Origin of the sequence: Wohlfahrtiimonas populi (genome assembly GCF_002006795.1) — a bacterium.
In the GTDB taxonomy this organism is placed as follows: domain Bacteria; phylum Pseudomonadota; class Gammaproteobacteria; order Cardiobacteriales; family Wohlfahrtiimonadaceae; genus Wohlfahrtiimonas; species Wohlfahrtiimonas populi.
Window position 1 is genome coordinate 223,254 of record NZ_MVDN01000003.1, and the last position, 22,503, is coordinate 245,756.

Annotated in this window: 18 protein-coding genes and 2 pseudogenes; 6 read left to right on the plus strand and 14 right to left on the minus strand. The window is 36.9% G+C overall.

Going from position 1 to position 22,503, the window contains the following annotated elements:
• The first annotated feature begins 2 nt into the window (after nucleotides 1-2).
• The gene (gene speG / locus BZK16_RS05450) at nucleotides 3-533 is read left to right on the plus strand and encodes a spermidine N1-acetyltransferase (RefSeq protein ID WP_077927886.1); all 531 of its coding nucleotides are present in this window, start codon (nucleotides 3-5) and stop codon (nucleotides 531-533) included.
• A 3-nt stretch (nucleotides 534-536) separates the two neighbouring features.
• Nucleotides 537-1,832 carry an AmpG family muropeptide MFS transporter gene (locus BZK16_RS05455; RefSeq protein ID WP_077927887.1) on the plus strand — a complete coding sequence of 432 codons (1,296 nt, stop codon included), beginning with the start codon at nucleotides 537-539 and terminating at the stop codon, nucleotides 1,830-1,832.
• An 87-nt stretch (nucleotides 1,833-1,919) separates the two neighbouring features.
• Here the strand turns inward: BZK16_RS05455 and BZK16_RS05460 are convergent, their stop codons facing one another.
• The 3 genes from BZK16_RS05460 to leuS all read right to left on the minus strand — a co-directional run bounded on the left by BZK16_RS05460 (nucleotide 1,920) and on the right by leuS (nucleotide 7,871).
• On the minus strand, nucleotides 1,920-3,005 hold the full coding sequence (locus BZK16_RS05460) for a tetratricopeptide repeat protein (protein WP_077927888.1): 1,086 nt from the start codon (nucleotides 3,003-3,005) through the stop codon (nucleotides 1,920-1,922).
• Nucleotides 3,006-3,026: 21 nt separating this feature from the next.
• On the minus strand, nucleotides 3,027-5,174 hold the full coding sequence (locus BZK16_RS05465) for a sulfatase-like hydrolase/transferase (RefSeq protein WP_077927889.1): 2,148 nt from the start codon (nucleotides 5,172-5,174) through the stop codon (nucleotides 3,027-3,029).
• 114 nt (nucleotides 5,175-5,288) lie between these two features.
• Nucleotides 5,289-7,871 (minus strand): leucine--tRNA ligase, encoded by a 2,583-nt coding sequence (leuS, locus tag BZK16_RS05470; RefSeq protein ID WP_077927890.1) that lies wholly within the window; start codon nucleotides 7,869-7,871, stop codon nucleotides 5,289-5,291.
• Nucleotides 7,872-8,140: 269 nt separating this feature from the next.
• Here leuS and BZK16_RS05475 point away from each other — a divergent pair, with 269 nt between their 5' ends.
• The 3 genes from BZK16_RS05475 to hutX (BZK16_RS05485) all read left to right on the plus strand — a co-directional run bounded on the left by BZK16_RS05475 (nucleotide 8,141) and on the right by hutX (BZK16_RS05485) (nucleotide 9,682).
• The gene (locus BZK16_RS05475) at nucleotides 8,141-8,725 is read left to right on the plus strand and encodes a HugZ family pyridoxamine 5'-phosphate oxidase (RefSeq protein WP_077927891.1); all 585 of its coding nucleotides are present in this window, start codon (nucleotides 8,141-8,143) and stop codon (nucleotides 8,723-8,725) included.
• 191 nt (nucleotides 8,726-8,916) lie between these two features.
• Nucleotides 8,917-9,408 (plus strand): heme utilization cystosolic carrier protein HutX, encoded by a 492-nt coding sequence (gene hutX, locus BZK16_RS05480; protein ID WP_077927892.1) that lies wholly within the window; start codon nucleotides 8,917-8,919, stop codon nucleotides 9,406-9,408.
• A complete protein-coding gene (gene hutX, locus BZK16_RS05485; protein WP_077927893.1) occupies nucleotides 9,353-9,682 on the plus strand; it encodes a heme utilization cystosolic carrier protein HutX in 330 nt (109 codons plus the stop codon). Before hutX (BZK16_RS05480) ends, hutX (BZK16_RS05485) begins: the two co-directional genes overlap by 56 nt.
• 77 nt (nucleotides 9,683-9,759) lie before the next feature.
• Here the strand turns inward: hutX (BZK16_RS05485) and BZK16_RS05490 are convergent, their stop codons facing one another.
• From BZK16_RS05490 to BZK16_RS14860, 4 genes and pseudogenes are all read right to left on the minus strand, one after another.
• On the minus strand, nucleotides 9,760-11,286 hold the full coding sequence (locus BZK16_RS05490) for a spermine/spermidine synthase domain-containing protein (RefSeq protein WP_077927894.1): 1,527 nt from the start codon (nucleotides 11,284-11,286) through the stop codon (nucleotides 9,760-9,762).
• On the minus strand, nucleotides 11,286-11,900 hold the full coding sequence (locus BZK16_RS05495; RefSeq protein ID WP_077927895.1) for a fused MFS/spermidine synthase: 615 nt from the start codon (nucleotides 11,898-11,900) through the stop codon (nucleotides 11,286-11,288). The genes BZK16_RS05490 and BZK16_RS05495 overlap by 1 nt, the downstream gene beginning before the upstream one ends.
• 183 nt (nucleotides 11,901-12,083) lie before the next feature.
• Nucleotides 12,084-12,833, minus strand: a pseudogene (locus BZK16_RS14855) (cobyric acid synthase); the annotation flags it as partial.
• Nucleotides 12,834-12,932: 99 nt separating this feature from the next.
• Nucleotides 12,933-13,514 (minus strand): annotated as a pseudogene (locus tag BZK16_RS14860) (HAD family hydrolase); the annotation flags it as partial.
• A gap of 255 nt (nucleotides 13,515-13,769) precedes the next feature.
• Here BZK16_RS14860 and BZK16_RS05505 point away from each other — a divergent pair.
• Nucleotides 13,770-14,492, plus strand: a complete 723-nt coding sequence (locus BZK16_RS05505) for a pirin family protein (protein ID WP_077927897.1) — start codon at nucleotides 13,770-13,772, stop codon at nucleotides 14,490-14,492.
• Here BZK16_RS05505 and tsaA read toward each other — a convergent pair.
• From tsaA to BZK16_RS05540, 7 genes are all read right to left on the minus strand, one after another.
• The gene (gene tsaA / locus BZK16_RS05510; RefSeq protein WP_077927898.1) at nucleotides 14,469-15,143 is read right to left on the minus strand and encodes a tRNA (N6-threonylcarbamoyladenosine(37)-N6)-methyltransferase TrmO; all 675 of its coding nucleotides are present in this window, start codon (nucleotides 15,141-15,143) and stop codon (nucleotides 14,469-14,471) included. The two genes, BZK16_RS05505 and tsaA, sit on opposite strands and share 24 nt — an antisense overlap.
• Nucleotides 15,143-17,161 (minus strand): NAD-dependent DNA ligase LigA, encoded by a 2,019-nt coding sequence (ligA, locus tag BZK16_RS05515; protein WP_077927899.1) that lies wholly within the window; start codon nucleotides 17,159-17,161, stop codon nucleotides 15,143-15,145. The genes tsaA and ligA overlap by 1 nt, the downstream gene beginning before the upstream one ends.
• Nucleotides 17,162-17,258: 97 nt before the next feature.
• Nucleotides 17,259-18,134 carry a cell division protein ZipA C-terminal FtsZ-binding domain-containing protein gene (locus BZK16_RS05520; RefSeq protein WP_077927900.1) on the minus strand — a complete coding sequence of 292 codons (876 nt, stop codon included), beginning with the start codon at nucleotides 18,132-18,134 and terminating at the stop codon, nucleotides 17,259-17,261.
• Nucleotides 18,135-18,225: 91 nt separating this feature from the next.
• Nucleotides 18,226-19,146 carry an RDD family protein gene (locus BZK16_RS05525; protein ID WP_077927901.1) on the minus strand — a complete coding sequence of 307 codons (921 nt, stop codon included), beginning with the start codon at nucleotides 19,144-19,146 and terminating at the stop codon, nucleotides 18,226-18,228.
• A 20-nt stretch (nucleotides 19,147-19,166) separates the two neighbouring features.
• On the minus strand, nucleotides 19,167-19,793 hold the full coding sequence (locus tag BZK16_RS05530; RefSeq protein ID WP_077927902.1) for a UbiX family flavin prenyltransferase: 627 nt from the start codon (nucleotides 19,791-19,793) through the stop codon (nucleotides 19,167-19,169).
• Entirely contained in the window at nucleotides 19,786-20,634 is an 849-nt protein-coding gene (gene hslO, locus BZK16_RS05535) for an Hsp33 family molecular chaperone HslO (RefSeq protein ID WP_077927903.1), read from the minus strand. The genes BZK16_RS05530 and hslO overlap by 8 nt, the downstream gene beginning before the upstream one ends.
• 40 nt (nucleotides 20,635-20,674) lie before the next feature.
• Entirely contained in the window at nucleotides 20,675-22,240 is a 1,566-nt protein-coding gene (locus BZK16_RS05540) for a TerC family protein (protein ID WP_077927904.1), read from the minus strand.
• Nucleotides 22,241-22,503 lie beyond the last annotated feature (263 nt).

The window sequence follows — 22,503 nt, forward strand, 5'->3', positions numbered from 1 at the left end:
ACATGAGCACTTTAAGTCTTCGACCACTTGAGAAAGAGGACCTTCGGTTTGTGCACCATTTAGACAATAACGCATCCATCATGCGTTATTGGTTCGAAGAGCCGTATGAGTCTTTCTTAGAACTCTCAGATCTCTACGACAAACATATTCATGATAAAAACGAACGCCGTTTCATTCTACAAAAAACGGAAGATAAAGAACCTGTTGGCTTAGTTGAATTGGTGGAAATTGATTACACGCATCGCCGTGCTGAATTCCAAATCATCATTGCGCCTAATCATCAAGGCCAAGGCTATGCAAGAACTGCAACGAAGTTAGCAATGGATTATGCATTCCATACATTGAACCTATATAAATTGTATTTAGTTGTGGATGAAGCCAATGAAAAAGCCGTTCATATCTATACAAAATTAGGCTTCACAGTAGAAGGTGTTTTACGCCATGAATTTTTCTCAGCGGGCGCTTATCGTAATGCAATTCGCATGTGTATTTTCCAAAATGAGTACATGAAAGCCTTTGAAGGACAAAAATAATCTATGACTAAACTGTTGCAAAGCTTTAAGCCTTATTTTTCACCTAAAATTCTAGCGGTTGGTTTTTTAAGCTTTGCTTCAGGTTTGCCAATATTGATGACACTGTCAACATTGACTTATTGGCTATCTAAATACGGCGTCGATAAAAAAAGCATTGGGTTAATCAGCTTAGCTGGTTTACCTTATGTTTTTAAATTTCTATGGGCACCTTTTTTAGATGCAAAACTCCCTTTCATCTTAGCCAAATTAGGCAGGCGCAAAAGCTGGATTGTTTTATTTCAATTCTGTTTAACAACCGTCTTCTTTGGGCTATCTCTGGTCAATCCTAATGATCATATTGGCATCATTTCTATTTTAATCTTATTACTCGCAGCATCATCTGCAAGCCAAGATATCGTCATTGATGCTTACCGTATCGATACTCTTTCAAATGATGAACAATCTTATGGCTCAAGCCTCTCGCAAGTGACTTATCGCATGGCAATGCTAATTATGGGGGCAGCTGTTTTATTCGCATCAGACTATATTAATTGGCCAACCATTTTCTTGTTAGTGACAGCTTTATTTGCAGTCATTACATTGATAACAATATTTCTAATCAAAGAAGAAGCTGATCATTCTGACTCATCACAACACGAAAAAATATCAGCACATTCTACGTTAGCTGATTATATTCTGATTCCTTTTAAAAATTTCATTACGCGCCCACAAGCTATTTTAATCCTAATCTTTATTCTCTTTTTCAAAATGCCTGATGCTATCGCTGGCGTATTGATTTCAGCATTCTATAATGAAATGGGTTATACAGGCGCACAAATCGGTTTAATCAGCAAAGTCTATGGCCTAATTGCAACTCTATTGGGTGCATTCATCTCCGCGAACATTATCTCTCGCATGAGCCTATATAACGCTCTAATTTGGTCATCCACATTAATGGGATTAACAAATTTAGGCTACATTTTAGTTTTGCATTATCCAACAGCATTATCTTTAACTTTAGCTATTTCACTAGAAAATTTTATTGGTGGCTTTGCAAGCGCCGTATTCATCACATATTTAAGCTTATTATGTAATCGCGCATATTCTGCGACACAATATGCAATGCTAAGTGCCATCGCCGCATTCTCCTTGCGCATATTTGGCTCGTTCTCAGGCTTTGCTGTCGAAGATTATGGTTGGCAGAGCTTCTTTATATTTACGGCGTTTTTATTTGTACCAGCATTGTTTGTTTTAACAATGATTAAAACTAGTATTTTACAGCTACAAATCAGTAGTGCAGCTAAACAGGACCAAACATAGAATCAATACTTATTAATATTTGGTTATTCAAGCAAAAATAAAAGGAAGGCATTGCCTTCCTTTTTTGCCATCTGCTATTTATGCTTACTATTTATTTTCTACATTATCAGTAGCCTTATGTATTATCCCTGTGAAAAATTTACGCCTATGATTCTTATTATCTACTGCTATTTGCTTTTCTCTCTTAGGAATTAATTCTAAGATTATTTCTGAATACCTGTTATCACTTGACGATAATTCTTCAGCAATCGCTATCCACATATAAGCATCCATATCGCTTTGTTCTACACCATCACCTTTAAAATACATTTCACCCACTTGAAACATTGCATCAATATAACCTGCAGATGCAGCTTTAAATAGGTTAATAAATGCTGCCTCAGGATCTTTTATAATTTCAAATTTAATACCTTTGGCACCTATTCTTTGCATCATACCCACGGAATACAACACAGGGGTATAATCTTGTAAACTTGCCAAATAACAATAATCTATTAGCTTACCATTATCAGGTTCAACCATCTCCCCCACACTATATAAATCAATTAATGTAATTAAAGTTGCCAAATGCCCAGATTTAGCATCATAGTTAATATTAGCTTCAAATAACTCCAAAGCTTTTAGGATATCTTGCTTCCCAAAGTTTGGCGTCAAATATATATGACCTAATGTATAACGTGCATCTTGGCTATTTTCTACAACGGCCTTCTCTAGGTATATTATTGCCTGATTAATATCACTATCAATTACAGATAATCCATTTTCATCCTGATATCCTGCAAAATACAGATCTCCTAACAATGCAATAGCAGGCAAATACTCACTATCTGCAGCTTTCTTAATATAGACCAAACCCTCAGAACTTTTTGCTTGGTTTAATAAATAAAAACCATACTGCAACTGAGCCTCACGCCACCCTAAGTCGGCTGATTTTTTTAAATATTCATAGCGCTTTTTTTCATCTTTATTGGTACCTAGCTCATCATCTCCAACACCATAATACATAGATGCAATATAATATGCTTCACTATTGCTAGGGTCGTTATTAATAGCTTCTTTAATTTTTGATATATTACGTTCATTTAATAATCGTTGAAAATCTACTGCTTCCTCTGCAAATACATGCGTTATCAATAAACTAGAGATCAATAATGTTAAACTTATCTTCTTCATAATTCCTCAAAATACTGTATGTTAATATAAGTGCTCTCGTGTGCAAATAAACTGCGAGCTTTTAATAAATTTGCGATCCAATTTTTGATAATACCCCCTATCATAAGGCTGATTGTGCAAAATATTTGATAATAACTCATCCTGTTTTGTCAAAGTGCAATACCCTTGCGCTATAGTATTTTGATCTACACCAAATTTTGATAAGCTGGCAATATCTTTTGAATAGTGTTCACACCATGCTTGCAACATCTTAATAACAGGAGCATCTGATGGTGCTAATGTAATCGGCCATACAATCTTTTCATCATGATTGACCACATAAGGATTGCCTAAAAAATCCTCTGTCAATAAAGACCACTGATCAAAATATACAGAACGATCTTTATTTAAAAGAATTTGCAACTCCCCCTCTTTATTCCAAGATGTTTTTAGTGTATTTAGATCAACTAATGTATTACTAGTTAATAATGCAACATCTTCTGAATTACCCTTATCAAAGGTTAATTTATTTTTAAATCCTCCCTCAACAAATCTAATTTTACTTTGACCATACCCAGAATCTTGAAGGTTTTCTTTAAAAGACTGCCCATCTAAGCTATATGAAGGCTCTATATTTAATATATCTAGCAACATCGGTGTAATATCAACAGATTCAATTTTTAAATCACGAATACCAAATTCTAAATTAATTAAAGGAGAACTACTAAAGATTGAAAACATTAAATTTGTTGATGAGGGATTTAATGCGCTATTTCCATAGAATCCTTCCAAATGCGGAAAAGCCTCTCCATCATATCTTATATAAGAATCTTTAGCCATTACAAACCCTTGCCCATGGTCAGATCCTACTACTAAAATGGTATTTTGCATTCTCCCATATTCTTTTAAAGTACTAATCACAGAAAACAACTGATCCTCTACAACATTCATTGATGCTAAATAATATTTGCAAGCATCCGCATAATCTGTCCCTGAAAGATTTGAGACAATAGCCTTAGAATACTCAGTCTCATCACGATACGGCGTGTGCGGAAGATCTAAACTCATAAATAAAAATAATGGTTTAGATTTATCTGTAAAATTTAACCCATTCTCAATTTTATGAACAAGTGCAGAAGTATCATATAGCGTATCTATATTTCGATCTGCATATAGATATGGAAAAAACAACTCCCCTACCCTAGTGTTTGCAAATAGTAAGGGTAACGGCATAAAGCCACCAAGCTCCAATGGGATCATATTAATATTAGCCAATCCTGATGACCATAACTCTTCAAAGCCATAATCTTCATCAAACCCCCAAAATTGCCCTCCATCCACAGCTAAACGCGTTTGGTAGCCATTTTCTTTTAAAATATTAGGTAAAGTCTCATTATAATTCACATTTTGTTTTGCAAATAAATTATCTCTTATACCATTATTGATAGCATGCTTACCTGTTAATATTGCTATAGCAGAAGGAAAAGAGCGGCCTACAGACACGGTAACATCTTTATAAAATACACCTTGCTCTTCTATCATTTTATTGAGTTTCGGCATAATATCAAATGGCGCACCACCAGCTTTCATATGATCTGGCCTTACAGCATCTAACAAAATATAAATAACATTTGGTTTATCTAAATTTTCAACTTCCTTTACAGATGTCATTGTTCCCCATATATAAGGATAATAAGATAATCCAGCTAAAATAATATATAGAGTTGCAAAACTCTTCCAATACTTGAGATTAAGAAATAAATAACCAAGCGCAGCAATACCTAAAATCACTACACTGACCATCCATAAACTTTCTTCTATACTTTCAATGTTAAATGGGTGGTATAAATAACTTGGATAAATGATATCAAAACGTTCTTTAGCCAATACCATCAATGCACCAAATGTCAGATATAAGAATGCTAATAAAGAAATGTTAGGTAATTGACTCCAATGTTTCTTTAAATTCTTAAAAAGAAAATAGCCCAAAAATGCAAAAATAGCATTAATCGCGATGATATTAAAAACATACCAGATAGAGTCTAACCAATAGGGAATATTTTCTAACACTTTAGAAAAATCAAATGGAACAATTTCAGGCTTTGCGCCACTTGCTAATACAGTTTGAACAATTGTAATACTAGCATCCACAAATGTTGCTATCAACCAAAGCCAACACCATTTTTTCATTATTATATTCCTATCATCATTGTATTCATAAAATTATAACAAAAACCACCCTCAGATGATTTTCATATAATTTCAAATCGCCCTTAAAAAAATTTTTAAGGGCGATCAACCTAATTACTTAGCGACAATATTCACTAATTTTTTAGGAACAACGATCACTTTCATGATCTGCATGCCTTCAAAATGGCGCTGTGCAGCTTCATTTGCCAATGCCATTGCTTCGATCTCTTCTTTTGAAGCTGAAGCTGCAATCACAAATTCACCACGTAATTTACCGTTCACCTGGATCACGTAGTTGATTTCATCACGAACCAATACAGATTCATCCACAGTTGGAATTTCTGCTGTTTCGATTTTACCTTCAAATACATTGCTCCAGATTTCATGCGTAACATGCGGAATGATCGGGTACAACAAACGCAACATAATGGAGAAACCTTCATTACGCACATATTTTGCCGCTTCAGTATCATCCAATTCTCCCAATGCGTTCAACATTTTCATACATGCAGAAATCACTGTATTGTATTGGTAACGATCATAGTCAAATAATGCTTTCTTCAATTCTTCATGCACAATGCGGCGAATATCTTTCGATGCTTTATCCGATGAATCATAATCCACTTTCGCTGACAATGAATTTTGGAATTCATGACCAAATGCCCACAAACGTTTCAAGAAACGCTGAGCGCCTTCAACGCCTGAAACTGACCATTCCAATGATTGCTCTGGTGGCGCGCTGAACATCATGAATAAACGCGCTGTATCTGCACCATATTCATTGATGATGAATTCAGGATCCACACCATTGTTCTTAGATTTACTCATCTTCTGAACGCCGCCATAAACAACAGGCTGGCCATCCGCGTTTAAGATATAAGTTGTTTCACCGTCTTTGACAACTGGTGTCACATCATCCAAGTTATACCAAGTATAACCTGTAGAAGCATGGCGGTAGAATGATGGAGAAATTACCATGCCCTGCGTTAACAACGCCTTGAATGGTTCTTTCGGTGCTTTAGCAGGATCGCCTAACAAACCTTCATCACGCATCAATTTATGGAAGAAACGTGAATACAACAAGTGAAGAATCGCATGCTCAATCCCACCGATGTATTGATCCACTGGCAACCATTGTTCAGCACGCTCATCCAACATCGCTGTATTGCAATCATATGATGCAAAACGTGCATAATACCAAGATGAATCCATGAATGTATCCATTGTGTCAGTTTCACGGCGAGCCGCTTTACCACATTTAGGACAATCTACATTCAAGAATGCTTCATTTTTATGTAAAGGATTGCCTGAACCATCTGGAATCAAATTATTTGGCAATACAACTGGCAAATCTTTTTCTGGCACTGGAACATCGCCACAACATTCACAGTGAATGATAGGAATTGGGCAACCCCAATAACGCTGACGAGAAATACCCCAATCGCGTAAACGATACTGAGTTTTAATGAAGCCTAATTCTTTACCTTCTAAGAACTTAGCAATCGCTTGCGTTGCTTCATCAAAACCTAAACCATTGTAATCACCTGAATTGATCAATGGGCCATGTTCTGCGTAAGCTTCCTGCCATATTGTATAGCTTTGATCTTCAGCATTATTTTCAATGACAGGTTTAATGGGCAAACCATATTTTGTTGCAAACTCAAAATCGCGTTCATCATGCGCAGGCACAGCCATCACAGCACCTTCACCATAAGTGATGATCACATAGTTCGCGACCCAAACTGGCAATTGATCACCAGTAATAGGATGTGTAACGAAAGCACCTGTTGCCATCCCTTTCTTCTCTTGGGTTGCAATGTCAGCTTCGTTTGTAGCACCTTTTTTACACTCTTCGATGAATGCTTGTAATTCAGGGTTATTTGCAGCAGCTTTTTGTGCAATGGCATGCTCTGGCGCAACTGCAACGTAACTTACCCCCATCAATGTATCTGGGCGAGTTGTAAATACACGCACTGTACCTTCTTCATAAGGGAAACCGATTTCCATCCCTTGTGATTTACCGATCCAGTTTTTCTGCATGATTTTAACTTGTAACGGCCAATCCGTTAAAGTATCTAAATCTTCTAATAATTCATCAGCATAATCAGTGATTCTAAAGTAGTACATTGGGATTTCACGACGCTCAACTTCCGCGCCAGAACGCCAACCTTTACCATCAATCACTTGCTCATTAGCCAAAACTGTTTGATCAATCGGATCCCAGTTCACAATGCCGTTTTTACGGTAAATGATGCCTTTTTCATATAATTTCGTGAAGAACCATTGTTCCCAACGATAATAATCAGGCTCGCACGTTGCGATCTCACGATCCCAGTCAAAACCAAAGCCTAAAAGCTTTAATTGGTTTTTCATGTAAGTCATGTTTTTTTGCGTCCATTGATAAGGTGATACTTTATTATCAATCGCCGCATTTTCAGCTGGCATACCAAAAGCATCCCAACCCATTGGTTGAAGAACATTAAAGCCCTTCATCGTCATATAACGGCTCATTACATCGCCAATTGTATAGTTACGCACATGTCCCATGTGAAGTCGGCCAGATGGATATGGGAACATAGATAGGCAGTAATAGTTCTGCTTACCTTCTACATGATCTGCAACTTTAAATGTTTTATTAGTTTCCCAATAAGACTGTGCTGTTTTCTCAACATCTTGGTGATGATACGCTGGTTTCATACGACATTATTCCAATCTATTCAATTAAACAAAGAAAAACACTCATTCTACCTTATTTTTTCAATACTTGTGCGTTTTCTCATAAGCTTTTTGCATAATTTATAACAAATAAAAATCAAGCTAACTCAATGATTAATATATCATTCAGATATAAAAATCATCTTCTTATATGAGAATAATTACTATTTATTAATGATTTCTATTAACATTTGATATTTTTATTGCTACAATCCAAAACACAAATCAACATTAGCTTAAACGGAGCACCCATGACAACTGAGTCAAATGAATTTAATGTAGAAATCATCGATAATAAAGGCGCAGATTTATATGCAGAGTTAGAGCCTGAATTACAACGATTGCATGAGGAGAATATTACTCTTTTGATGGCAACTGTTGATGATGAACAAATTGCTCACGCAAGTTACACGCCATTTGCTGTAATGGATGGTAATTACTACATTTTCATCGCTGACATCGCTTATCACACTCAACATGTTAAAAATCGTCCTATTTTTGACATCATGATTGTAGATGATGAAAGTAAAACTCGTAATATCTATGCTCGTAAACGCGTAACCTATCAAGTAGAAGCAACTGAAGTGCCAGGTGAAGATGCAGAATTTGAAGCAGGCTTAGCTGCATTGACAGAACGCGCAGGTAAAACAGTGAATGTATTACGCGATATGGGTGATTTCCATTTGTTTAAATTGTCACCACGCAAAGGCGTATTAGTAACAGGCTTTGGTAAAGCATTTAGATTGAATCCTAAAGATCAATCAAAAACAACACACTTAACAGGCATTGATGGTAAAGGTCATGGCAGAAGCCACGGCGTACCAAAACAAGCCTAACCCAATATATATGCAAGCGGTCATCCATAAGACAGTTTTAAAATTTGTATCGCTCCCTAAGTTTTAAAATTGTTTTAATCCAAAAGCTCCCCCCTCGCTTAAGGATACTTTAGTTTGATGATAACCTCTTTAATCACTCGACTGATTCCCTCAGGCCGCTTGCATATATTCTAAATTTTCAAAGGAACACCATGTTAACAGAAGCACAAAAAACCAGCATTAAAGAGCGTTTAGCAAAGAATCCAGGTATTTTATTTGAAACATTGGCAGAATCTAACGATGCTAGTGAAGCAGAAATGATTGAATGCTTACCTGAAGAATTATGGTCTAAAGCATCTGGCAATCTTTTCCAAGAAATCCTAACGCGTGTTGCCACTTGGGGCAAAGTGATGACAATCATTCACACAGTGGATGCAGTATTTGAATTCTCTGGTCCATTCCCAGCTGGCGAAGAGGGACATGGATTTTATAATCTTGACGCAACCAGTGGCTTCCAAGGTCATTTAAGATACAAAAATTGCGGTGCAATTTATTTTATCACTCGCCCTTTCCGTGGCTCTGAAACTCGCAGCATTTTATTTGCTAACCATGATGGCGGCATTATGTTCAAGATCTTCTTAGGTCGTGATGAAAACCGCATTATTTTCCCAGAACAAATTGAAAAATTCCAAGCANGTATTTGAATTCTCTGGTCCATTCCCAGCTGGCGAAGAGGGACATGGATTTTATAATCTTGACGCAACCAGTGGCTTCCAAGGTCATTTAAGATACAAAAATTGCGGTGCAATTTATTTTATCACTCGCCCTTTCCGTGGCTCTGAAACTCGCAGCATTTTATTTGCTAACCATGATGGCGGCATTATGTTCAAGATCTTCTTAGGTCGTGATGAAAACCGCATTATTTTCCCAGAACAAATTGAAAAATTCCAAGCATTAGCAAAAGAGTTTAAAGCATAAATATAACAAACCTTTGTTTACTAGTCCTAGACGTTGGGCTTCATCGACCTGCATCATGAAGCCATTTTTTTTGCCTCTTATTTAAAACCAAACTCTAATCCATATTTATATTCATTGATCATATTATTGTCTTTAATGATTTCTAAAGGTCGATTAGACAAAGATTCTATCGTTTTCAGATCAAGCATTTCCATCGCCATAATTCTATCAATAGCGTATTCAGAAGCAGGATCTCCCTTTTTAAAAATAGGTTTGCCATCAAAATGTAAGTTATACAATTTTTCACGTGTTTGCGGTGTGCGGTTGGCCAAGAAATTCTGATGAGAACTATATATAAAACCTAATTCACCCCAATATGAATATGGAAATACCGAATTAGTCGTTTTCAATACATCTAATAACCTTGTGCTATTGAGCGCTACAATACCATTTTCATTCAAACTATTAGAGAGCAAGCCCATCATTTCTTGTGATAAAATATTCGTCGCTCCAGATCTCCAATGATAGGTTGTATTCATTACAATAAGATCATATTTTTCTGTAGAATTACGACGTAACCAACGACGACCATCATCCACATGAATTGTGATTCTCTTATCACTTAAAACAGGGGCAATGTCTGGATATTGTGCAATTGCATCCACATAACCAGGATTTAGCTCAATGGCATCAATTATTTCTAATGTAGGAAAGCTCGATAACATTCTTAACCATGCACCACCACTCACACCAATCACTAACGCTCTTTTGGGCTCAGGATGTACAACATCTAAAATCAATACTCGACTCAAAGTATTGAGATCAGTGATAGGATCCACTTGCATAATGCCATCATAAACATTACCACCATAAATAATCTCTACACCATTTGTTGGTCTAATATCGATCACACCATGCCGATTCTCAGCACTGTATGTTGTATTTGGATTTTTATTCATTTTAAAATAACGAGGATCATTAACATAGCCAATGTTCATTATAATAATTGCCAAACTGGCCGTAATAATCACAATCCCCATGACTCTCTGTACTTGACTAGCAAGTATCATACTCACTGCCAAAAGCGATACAAAAGCACCTATATAAATAAATGCTTGATACGTTGTGATATAAGCTAAAACAACCAACCCAAAGAAGATTGTACCCAATGTCGCACCAATAATATTAGCACAGTACACTATTGAAACAGATGAACCGATTTTTTTCTCATTTTTTAATGAACTACCCAAATGATGGGCAATTGGGAACATGCTTGCTTTTAAACAAGATGTTAAAAAGATCAATGGAACATAAACAAACATTCTTTGAGAGAATTTTGACATGATCATATCCACCAAATACGGCACAAATAGATCCAACACACCACCAATCAATAGAACCACCCCTCCAAAAAACATAATTTTGGAATAGTCATTCTTCATGCAAATGTTTTTACCTAAAATCGCACCTGCTGCGATTCCCAACAAATAAAGTGTTAATACAAATGAAAATGATTGTGGTGTGCCACTAAATTCATAACTCACAATTCTAAACCAAAGCATCTCTTGCCCAAGGCTCACGAAACCAATGGAAAAAGATAAAAACAATGCAAACATTCTTAACATTATGCTTCTCCTCTAAATAACATAAATGTGCCAATTGCAACAACAAAATTGATTAATGCAGCCAGTACAATCACAATATCTAGTGTGAAATAATGAAATAAAACAAAGCCTGTTAAAAATGCCCCCAATGTCGCACCAAATGTATTCACTGCATATAAATGCCCAGTGGAATGTCCAATGTTATTCCACTGCTTGACAACGTAAGTAATTAAAATGGGTAAAGTTGCCCCCATCAATAATGCTGGGATCAGTACTAAAATGAAATTAACTAAAGCAATTACAAATAAATTGTATTGAATGAATAGATCACCCACTACCAAAATCAACGTATAGCTCATTAAGCCATATAAGCCAATCCCAATTTCACAGCAACAAAATAGCAATAAAGTTTTATTGGGATATTTATCAGATAACACCCCGCCAATGATAGCACCGAATCCTAAGCCCAACATAAATGCTGCAACAATGATTGTAGCAGATTCATAATTCGAGCCAAATGCGATATTTAAAACCCTTTGCCAAGAAACTTGATACATTAAACCAGAACTACCTGACAAAAAGAATAAACAGCTCAATACAGCTAACACTGTATTATTTTTTATTAACTTATTCATACATTCTCATATAAATTTATTATTAAATATTTTGGCTAGGTATTCTCCAATTTATTTAGTATCTATGCAAGCAATATTCTCTCGCAATATCTGATAAACCTTATCCATATCCACATATTGTCTAATATGATCCGCTAAGCGATCATACTGTGCATTTTTATAATCCATATCATTGGCTAGCATTTGTGCGGATGTTTGTGATGCACTCAACGAATCTTCTGCCACAATTTCAATATCTTGATAATACGGAATAACCCCCAAAACAGGCACTTTGCATAAATCTTCAATCATCTTCACACCTGATTCAAAGAACTTCATATCACCACGGAACTTATTAATGATAATGCCTTTAATGTAAGGTCGCTCTTCTTCTGGCAACAACATGATCGAACCATATAAACTTGCAAAAATTCCACCTCGTTCGATATCCGCTATCAAAACAATATTCGCTTTGGCATAAATTCCCATTGCGATATTGACCATATCTCGTTCTTTCAGATTCAATTCAGAAATACTGCCTGCACCTTCCAAAACCATTGGCGAATATTGCTCCGCTAAGCGATCATAAGCGTGATGCGCTTCATCCCGCAAATGTAACCAACCATCACCACGAAAATATTCATACGCATTTTTAACACCCAATGATTGACCCAAAAGTAATACATTGCTTTGATGATCCGCTGTGGGTTTTAACATAATAGGATTCATATCAACTGTTGGTTCGACTCCTGCTGCTTCCGCCTGTGTCGATTGAGCAATTGCCATTTCAGCACCATCATCTAACGTGACACTGAAATTTGACATATTTTGCGCTTTAAAAGGCGCAGGCTGATAGCCATCTTGCTTAAAAATACGACAAAAACCTGTTGTAATCACGCTTTTACCAACATCACTGCCTGTGCCTACAAACATAATCGGTGCTAATTTTTTCATATCATCCTTTTTGCTCATCAAATATGGCAAGGCTTCCTGTAAATCTTCCATTAAATATTGCACGTCATTTTTACAAAGTGGCCGATAACCAAATGCAACACCCATCATATCAATATTTGCTAATTTTGCGGCTTCTCGATCATCTAAGGAATCACCAATCATGACAGCGTCTTTAGCTTCAATCTTCAGTGCTTGTAATGCTTTTAATAATAGATCAGGCGCAGGCTTATGTGCGCCATCTTGCCCTGCCATGATGACATCAAAATATTCATGGATGCCCAAAGATTTCAATAATGCATAGGTTAATTCATTTTTCTTATTCGTAATTAAAGCAATCGCAATATCATTTTGCTTCAATGCTTTTAAAAGTGTTAATGCACCTTTAGATAAAATAGTGTGTTCACAAATATGTGCTAAATAATAAGCTTCATATGTATCTGCCAAAGCCTGAATTAAATCATCTGTTATGCGATTAGGCTCATTGACCAAGCTTTCTTGCAATGTACGCTTAGACAATAGCCAAACACCATCACCAATGTAATTCTGAACATTGCGATCATCAATGGCAGGTAAATCTAAGCTTTGTAATCCTTGCTGAATCGCAGCAATGCGATCAGGCAATGTATTCACCAACGTACCATCTAAATCGATCAATACTGCTTTAACGTTACAATCTTTCATATAATCTTCACTGTTATCTTTTCAGCTCAAGTTTACAGATTTTCTAACTCGATTGCTCTCATAGTTATCTAGAAACGCACCAATATAAATATTTATATGCCTTGCTATGAACAAAGTAGCTATAACAAACAATATGAAAAATAAAGGTCATTATGCAATTTTGACAAACATAGTTCCATAATTGAAACGATAAACCACTGTTTTATAGATTATAATAGCTTTAATCTTTAAATTATTCCAAAAAGGAAACAATCTATGAAAAACTATAAAATCTTGCGCAGTGAAGATCGTGGTTATGCTTCTCATGGTTGGTTAAAAAGCCATCATTCCTTTAGCTTTGCCAATTATCACAATCCTGAATGGGTTCATTTTGGTGCTTTACGCGTCATCAATGATGATGTTGTGATGGGCGGTCGTGGATTTGGCTCACATCCACACGATAATATGGAAATCATTTCCATTCCGTTATCAGGAGATTTGGCGCATAAAGATAGCAATGGCAATGAAAAAGTGATCAAAAATGGCGACATTCAAGTAATGAGCGCAGGCACAGGCATCATTCACAGCGAATATAATGCCAATGAAGATCGTGATGTCAACTTTTTACAAATCTGGGTTTTCCCAAATGAAAGAAATATCACGCCACACTATCAACAAAAAACCATTAATTTTGATAAAAGCCACAACAACTTTTTAACATTATTATCACCTGATCGTGATGCTGAAGAAAGTGTTTGGATTCATCAAAATGCATGGTTTTCATTGGCAACCATTGATGCCAATGCAGCTGTGCAATACCAAAAGCATGATGCTAACAATGGTACATATATCTTTATTTTGGAAGGTGATGCAATTGTGCGTGATGAAAAACTCAATACAAAAGATGCGATCATGTTTGATGATTTAGCTGACTTTTCAGTGAATACTCAAAATAATCCTGCAAAAGTATTAATTTTAGAAGTTCCGATGAATTTCTAAGATTTCAAAACCATTATGATTGCGTTTAAACCGGACATTTAAATCCAAAATGGCAACACCATAAATGCGATCATAATCTTGATGATAAGATGGCAAAGGATTCTGAGCAATCACTGATTGAATCAAATCCTTTGCTTTTTCATCCAATAAATTGAATGCCATTTGTGCCGATGCATGAATATTCACTTCATACTTGCCAGGTGCTTCGTTGGCAAATAGAGACTTCGCATCTTCAATACTATCCGTAAATGGAATATATGGCTTAATGTCATAAATTGGCGTGCCATTCACTAAATCATGGCCAGCCACTGTAATCACAGCATTCTCATAATCAATCGAGGCAATCTTTACAGCAGATAAACCCAAACCATTGGGGCGATATGGGCTACGTGTTGCCAATACTCCCATTTTTTGATTACCACCCAAACGCTGTGGGCGAACTTTAGCATCGCCCTGCCACTCATTTTGATGAAAGCCGAAAATCAACCAGATGTGGCTATAATTTTCTAAGCCATCCAAAAAATCTTTAGATTGATAAGGTGGAATCAAGCGAATTTCAGCTTCCGCCGATGTCACAAGCCTTGCTTGGCGAGGAATGCCAAATTTTTCAGGATAGCATCCCTCAATGATCGCAATGGGTTCAATATTCATTACAGTGGGAATTTTGCCAAAAACTCTTCTTCATTCATCACAGTAATGCCTAATTCTTCAGCTTTCGCTAACTTAGAACCTGCTTTTTCACCTGCTAGAACAACTGTTGTATTTTTAGAAACAGAACTTGCAACTTTTGCACCCAATTCAATCAAGCGATCTTTAATACCATCACGTGAAAAATGCGTGAGTGATCCTGTTGCCACCCAAGTTTCTCCTGACAATGGTAAATCGCCAGCATTGGCTATTGGCTGAGGATATTGAATCATCACAAAACTTGTTAAACGCTGTAATAAGTTTTGACTGGATTCATGTTGGAAAAACTCCACCAAGTGATTCGCCATCACAGGACCAATATCATCAATTTTTTGGAAGTTTTCAGCAGTTTCATTTTGCAATGCTTCTAATGATTCATAATGATCCGCCAATACACGCGCAGTTGCTTCACCAATCTCACGAATGCCTAATGAATATAAAAATGCACTAAATTTAGGTTGTTTACTGCCTTCAATGCTTGCCAAAATATTATCAGCGGATTTCTCACCCATTCTTGGCAATTCCAATAGCTGAGCTTTATTTAACACATAAAGATCAGCGGGATCTGTGACTAAATTTTCATTCACAAAAATCTCTAACCATTTTTCGCCCAATCCTTCAATGTCCATTGCTTTGCGAGATACAAAATGCTTTAAGCGTTCAATACGCTGTGCTTTACATGTGAATCCGCCTGTACAGCGCGCAACAGCTTCGCCTTCCACACGTTCAATGACTGAATCGCACACAGGGCAAGTTTTTGGAAAAATAATTGGTCGAACATCATCACCACGATTTTCTAACACCACGCGCACCACTTGTGGAATCACGTCACCTGCACGGCGAATCATAACTTCATCACCAATCATCACTTGCAAGCGATTAATTTCATCTTCATTGTGCAATGTCGCATTGGATACAATCACACCTGCAACATTCACAGGCTCCAAACGTGCAACTGGTGTAATCGAGCCAGTTCTACCCACTTGAAAATCCACATCCAATAATGTTGTGCGTGCTTCCATCGCTAAAAATTTATGAGCAATTGCAAAGCGTGGTGCACGAGAAACAAAACCTAATTTTTCTTGCAGCGCATATTGATCCACTTTATACACAACACCATCGATTTCATAAGGCAATTGATCACGTTCAGCTAAAATTTTCTCCTGATAAGCGATCAAATCCTTCACGTTTTTTGCGCTTTGATTCAATGGGCAAACAGGTAAGCCAAATGATTGCAAGCTAATCAACGCCTCAGAATGCGCTGTGAACTCTTGAGGATTATCTTCAATAATACCAATCCCATAAGCATAGAAACTTAATTGGCGCTCTGCCGCAATTTTGGAATCCAACTGACGAATACTGCCTGCTGCTGCATTACGTGGATTGGCAAATGGCTTTTCATTTTTCTTTAGGCGCGCTAGATTCAATTTTTCAAAGACTGATTTACGCATAAATGCTTCACCGCGTACTTCTAAACGCGCAGGAAAACTACCTGTTAACACCAATGGAATACTTTGAATGGTTTTTACATTCTCAGTCACATCCTCGCCTTGCACGCCATCGCCACGCGTTGCAGCACGAACTAAACGACCATTTTCATACAAAATACTGATAGCCAAACCATCTAACTTTGGCTCCGCCCAATAAGTTAGTGTTGCCAATTCAGATGATGTGAGCTTTTCACGAATGCGCTCATCAAACTTCATCACATCATCTTCATTGAATGCATTATCCAAAGATAACATTGGCATTTCATGCGTAATTTGATTGAATTCTTTTAGAATCATGCCACCCACTTTTTGAGTGGGCGAATTAGGTAAAATCAATTCTGGGTGTTCAGCCTCTAAGGTTCTCAATTCAAGAAAAAGTGCATCAAACTCTGAATCTGTAAGTTCAATCTGATCCAATACATGGTAGTTATAATTTTGGCGATTAATCTCAGCCACTAATTCTGCAATGTGAGCTTTTACTGAATCACTCATTTTTTCTTCCCTAATTTAATAATCTTTCATCCATAAAAAATGTTCTTAAAAGCATTTTTAAGAACATTTTTCGTTATACTTTAATGGTGTGGCTCAATTAGCGATGTGCTCGGTGCTTAGCCCAAGCTTGCTGTTCAATTTCGCTCACATCTGATAATAATTTTTGTACATAATCTTGATCCACTGGGCGCTGATTTTCATCCAACAATGTACCACCCAATTCTTGACCAAAGAAAGCAGCTGCTTTTAACATGTATTGCACTGTATTCATATGCGCATCTGGCCCTGGAATTTGTGCAAAGAATAGCAAACCAGGAATTTCTGCGGTTAAAATTTCAGGATCATTAAAACTACCAGGATGAATCATGTGCGCAATACTGTACATTGGCTCATCACCCAAATACGTTGTCACGATTTGCTGTAAAAAACCTTCGCCACCGATCATCAATTTTAAATCCTGACCAACTTCTAAGACTTCTTTGCCTGAATATGGCTGATCTTCTGGCGCTTTTAAAACTAAAGCCACTGTACGAATCGGCGCTGGACGCGCAAGATTATGTTCATCCGTTGAATGAGAAACTTCTTTATCACCCAATAAAGATTCTTTGATGCGTGCAAAAAAGCTCTTTTTAGGTGCTTCTTCCGCTGGCAACATATTTTCTTCATCAAAAAGATCATAAGTTTCAGGTTTTTGTTCTTCTTTTCTGATCTCTTCTTTGTGTGCCACAGCTGCAACTTTTTCTTCAGATTTGACAGATTGTGGCGCAACCACTTCCTCTTCATAATCATCAAAGTCATCTTTTTCTTGATCTTTTGGCAATTCTTTCTGACTAAACTCAGAAAAACTACTATCAATACTTGGCTCTATTCTATCGCCATCTTCTTCATCAATTTGTTTTTTCAACACAAACCAGTAGACAATACAGCCCACAATGATTATGAGTAAAATAATAGATCCTATTGATCCGAGCATACCTATTTCCTTATTCGCGTTTTTTATATCTGATAAAGGTGATAATCAAAGCTCTATCATACTAAAAAAATAACATTTCAACTATTTAATCTTATTGCTTTGACTGATCAATGCCCACAACTGTTGCTGTTAATCTATCAAATAATGTCTGTTTTAATCCTCGTTTATCATAAGCACTCATGATAAAGATCCCCAAAAGAACCAACAAACCAATGCCACCCAATAAAGTTGCCAGAATAAAGAAAGCAACAATAATGAATACTTGACGAAGTGCAGCTTGCCTTACCAAAATTTGTGGTGAAATCAGAGAATAAACTTTAATGCGGAACAGTTTTTTGCCTAAAGTTGCATTATATTTACTATCCATCAAACCAAAGTATAAAACCTGCACAGCAAATACAAAGAACATCATTTGCATGATCAAGTTTGCAAACTCTTCATTGCCCATGTAGGTATCCACAATATTTTTAATATCTTCTTGCGTTGTAGCAGCATTCACTGCCAAAGATAATTCATGGATGGGTACTGTATTGAATAAACCTAAAGGCGCTAATACCAATTCCAATAATAAGTTCGCAATAATCATACAGATGATCAAATCCAACAAATATGCCATCACACGTTTTGCCATAGGCGCAGGCTGAACATGCAGCACAATCTTTTTCGGTGCTTCTGTACCTTCTTGAACATCTTTCAATGTTTGCTGAATTTGCTGAAATGCATCTTCTAATAATTGCTCAGTCTCTTTTTCAACATCACGAATGGTTTGACCATCTTGATTCAATGGCTCAATCTGAATCACTAAGCCCAAATCACCCAAATAATCGCGGATGTATTCTGCTTCTTCTAATGTTGCTTCTCTTTTAACAACTGTTTTATCATTAGAAAACCACGACTCAAAAAAATTATCATCTTTTTGATAAGCGCCCGCCAATGCTCTCATCGCCATTTCTTGTGAATGCCCTGCTTTCAATTCACCGTAAAAAAGTGCCTGGTATTTCGATTGTTCCACTGTTTATCCTTACAATTTGCTTATTTTGAATCGCCCCATTTATTCATGAGATCATGCTCGATATTCAATTGATCTAGAATTCTAGCAACCATGAAGTCAATGATATCTTCCACAGTTTTTGGCATATGATAAAAACCAGGATTGGCAGGCATCACAATCGCACCCGCTTCGGTCAACGTTAACATATTTTTTAAATGGATGGCGTTGAAAGGTGTTTCACGTAAGACAATCACCAATGACTTACGCTCTTTCATCATCACATCAGCAGCACGTTCAATTAAATTATTGGATTGCCCTGTTGCAACTGCACTCAATGTGCCTGTTGTGGCAGGTACAATCACCATTGCTTTAGAAACATTTGATCCTGATGCCATTGGTGCACTCCAATCTTCAATGCCATAAACTTCCACTAAAGATGGATCATCACATTTCACCAATGATAATAAACGTTCTTTTTGAACTTGTGGCTGATTGCCCAATTGAATATCCATTTCCATCGCAAAAACTAGCAATGCAGCTTTACTGATGACAATATTCAAAGGATATCCGTAAGATAATAATACTTCGATTAAACGCAAGCTATACTGGACGCCAGAAGCGCCAGTAATCGCAATAGAGATTCTTTCTTTCTCTTTAAACTTAGGCATGCTCGATCTCTTTCAAATCGTTTTCTGCAAAATCATATGATTTTCCACAAAATTCGCATGTCACGCTGACTTTGCCTTCTTCAGCAACGATCTCTTTCAATTCATCCACTGACAATTGCTTCAACATACCAATAGAACGATCACGTGAACATTGGCAATGGAAATGCAAAGATTCCTCTTCAAATAAACGAATATCATCTTCTGAATACAAGCGATACAGCAATGTTTGTGTATCCAATTCATTCAATTCTTCTACTGTCACAGTATCTGCTAAATGGCAGACACGATTGTAAGCATCTTCATCTTCCATTTCACCAGGAATACGCTGAAGCAATAAACCGCCCAATGTAGATTCTGTATTGCGTAAGAATAATGATGTGCGTAATTGCTCTGATGTTTCAAAGTAACGCTCGATCGCTGCACTGATAGAATCATCGATCAATGGAATCACGCCTTGGTAGCTACTTTCAATTGAATGAGCATTTTCGATTGTGATCACAACGCGACCGCCTTCTGTCAACTCTTTGAAAGTTGAATTTTCTGGCAAATCATCTTGATAAGTTGCAGTTGCACGGAATCCGCCATCATGTGTGATTTGTACAACCAACATATTTAAAGCACCTGTTGCTTCGATTTGAAGCGTCATTTTGCCTTCGATTTTGATGGTTGCACTCAACAATGCCGCTGTCGCAACTAACTCACCTAAATATTTCTGAACAACTTCAGGATATTCACGTCTTTCTAAGACTTCTTGCCATGAAGTAGTTAATTTGATGCGCTCACCGCGAATTGGAAGGTTATCAAATAGAAAACGTTGTAACATGTTTGCATCATTTTGCATGATCTCACCCTGAAGTTGCACTTGTAAAAAGGTAAGTATACTACATCATTTCCATTTTCGGTTTAGTCACATGCACACTTAATATTCGACGATCGTCCACTTCCCTTGTTGTGAACTGATAACCTTTGAGTTCCAATGAATCACCCACTGATGGTACTTTATCAAAAATATCCACCAATAATCCGCCCAATGAGCTGTAATCATCTTCTTCATCCACTAAACCGCGAACGCCCAAAGTTTGTTCTACTAAGTGAAGATCACATGAGCCTGCAACGATCCATTCATTTTCCCCAACTTCCTCAATGGATGCTTTTTCATCTTCATCAGGGAATTCACCGGCAATGGCTTCGATGATATCGAGTAAGGTAATCACACCATGAATCGAACCAAAATCATCTGTCACAATGACCATGTGTGCATTTGTATGACGGAAAATATCCATCATTTTCAATACAGTGGTGGAACGATGTGAGTAAATGGCTGGTCTAATGGTTTTTTCACGATCCAATTCGCCTGTTGTCATCAAGTCTGAAATGATGTCTTTTGCACGCGCAACACCTATCACTTCATCTAAGCTACCATCACACACAGGGAAATAGTTATGAGGAATCTCTTTCACTTGCGCCAAGATTTCTTCTTTAGACGCATGAATATTGATCCAAGAGATATCATTTCGTGGTGTCATGATTGAGCGAATCACACGATCACCCAATGTTAAGACACCGCTCACCATATTACGTTCATCTTTACCAAAGAGCTCTTCTAATTCAGAGTCAATCGGATTATCTTCCGCTTCTTCCTCTTCATGCTCTTCAGATTTATCGTTTGTGCCCAACATTTTTAAAACTAAGTTAGCCGCACGTTCACGACGAGAATATTTACTTTCTTGTTTTAACAGGTTTCGATTAATGAGCTGATTAATAAGCTCAATGAATACAGAAAAACCGATTGCAGCATAGATATAGCCTTTTGGTACTTCTACACCAAAGCCTTCCATGATCAAACTTAAACCGATCATCAATAGGAAGCTTAAACATAGAACAACAATTGTTGGATGACGATTCACAAATTCAGTTAATGGGCGCGCAGCAAAGAGCATCAATCCCATTGAGATTGTGACAGCTGTGATCATCACCCATAAATGTTTTGCAATACTTGTTGCCGTGATAACAGCATCGAAGGAGAAAACTGCATCCAATACAATGATCTGTAAAACGATTGGCCAGAATTTAGCATAGCCCTTCGATTTACCTTCAACAATGACACCGCCTTCAATGCGTTCGTGCAATTCTTTTGTCGCTTTTTGCAATAAGAAAAAGCCACCAAAGATCATGATCAAATCTCGCACAGAGAAAGAGTGCTGAAAGATGGGATCAGTAAATATAGGGTTTGTCAGCGTGATCATCCACGTCATAACGGACAATAAACCAATACGCATGATTAAAGCCAAGCTTAAGCCTGTTATTCTTGCGTGGTTTCTTTGACGAGGTGGAAGTTTATTAGAGAGAATCGCGATGAAAATTAAGTTATCAATACCTAAAACGATTTCTAAAACGATTAAGATTATAAGCGAAACCCATATCGACGGGTCCAGCAGAACTTCCATATATTTCCTCTATAATGACAAATGAAGCGTATAATGTGCAACACTTTCTTTTTCGATGCAAACGTTTTTACAATAATTCACATTTTTATGCCGATTTTTTAATTAAAATCATGCTAAATTCTCAATAGGCTACGCTGTCAAATGATAAATACCTAAATTTGAGATATGTTTATCATCCAACATCACTCTTAATACTATAAATACGACAGCCATTTAGTCCGTAAAATGCTACCATTAGCAAACTTATTCACTTTGAATCATAA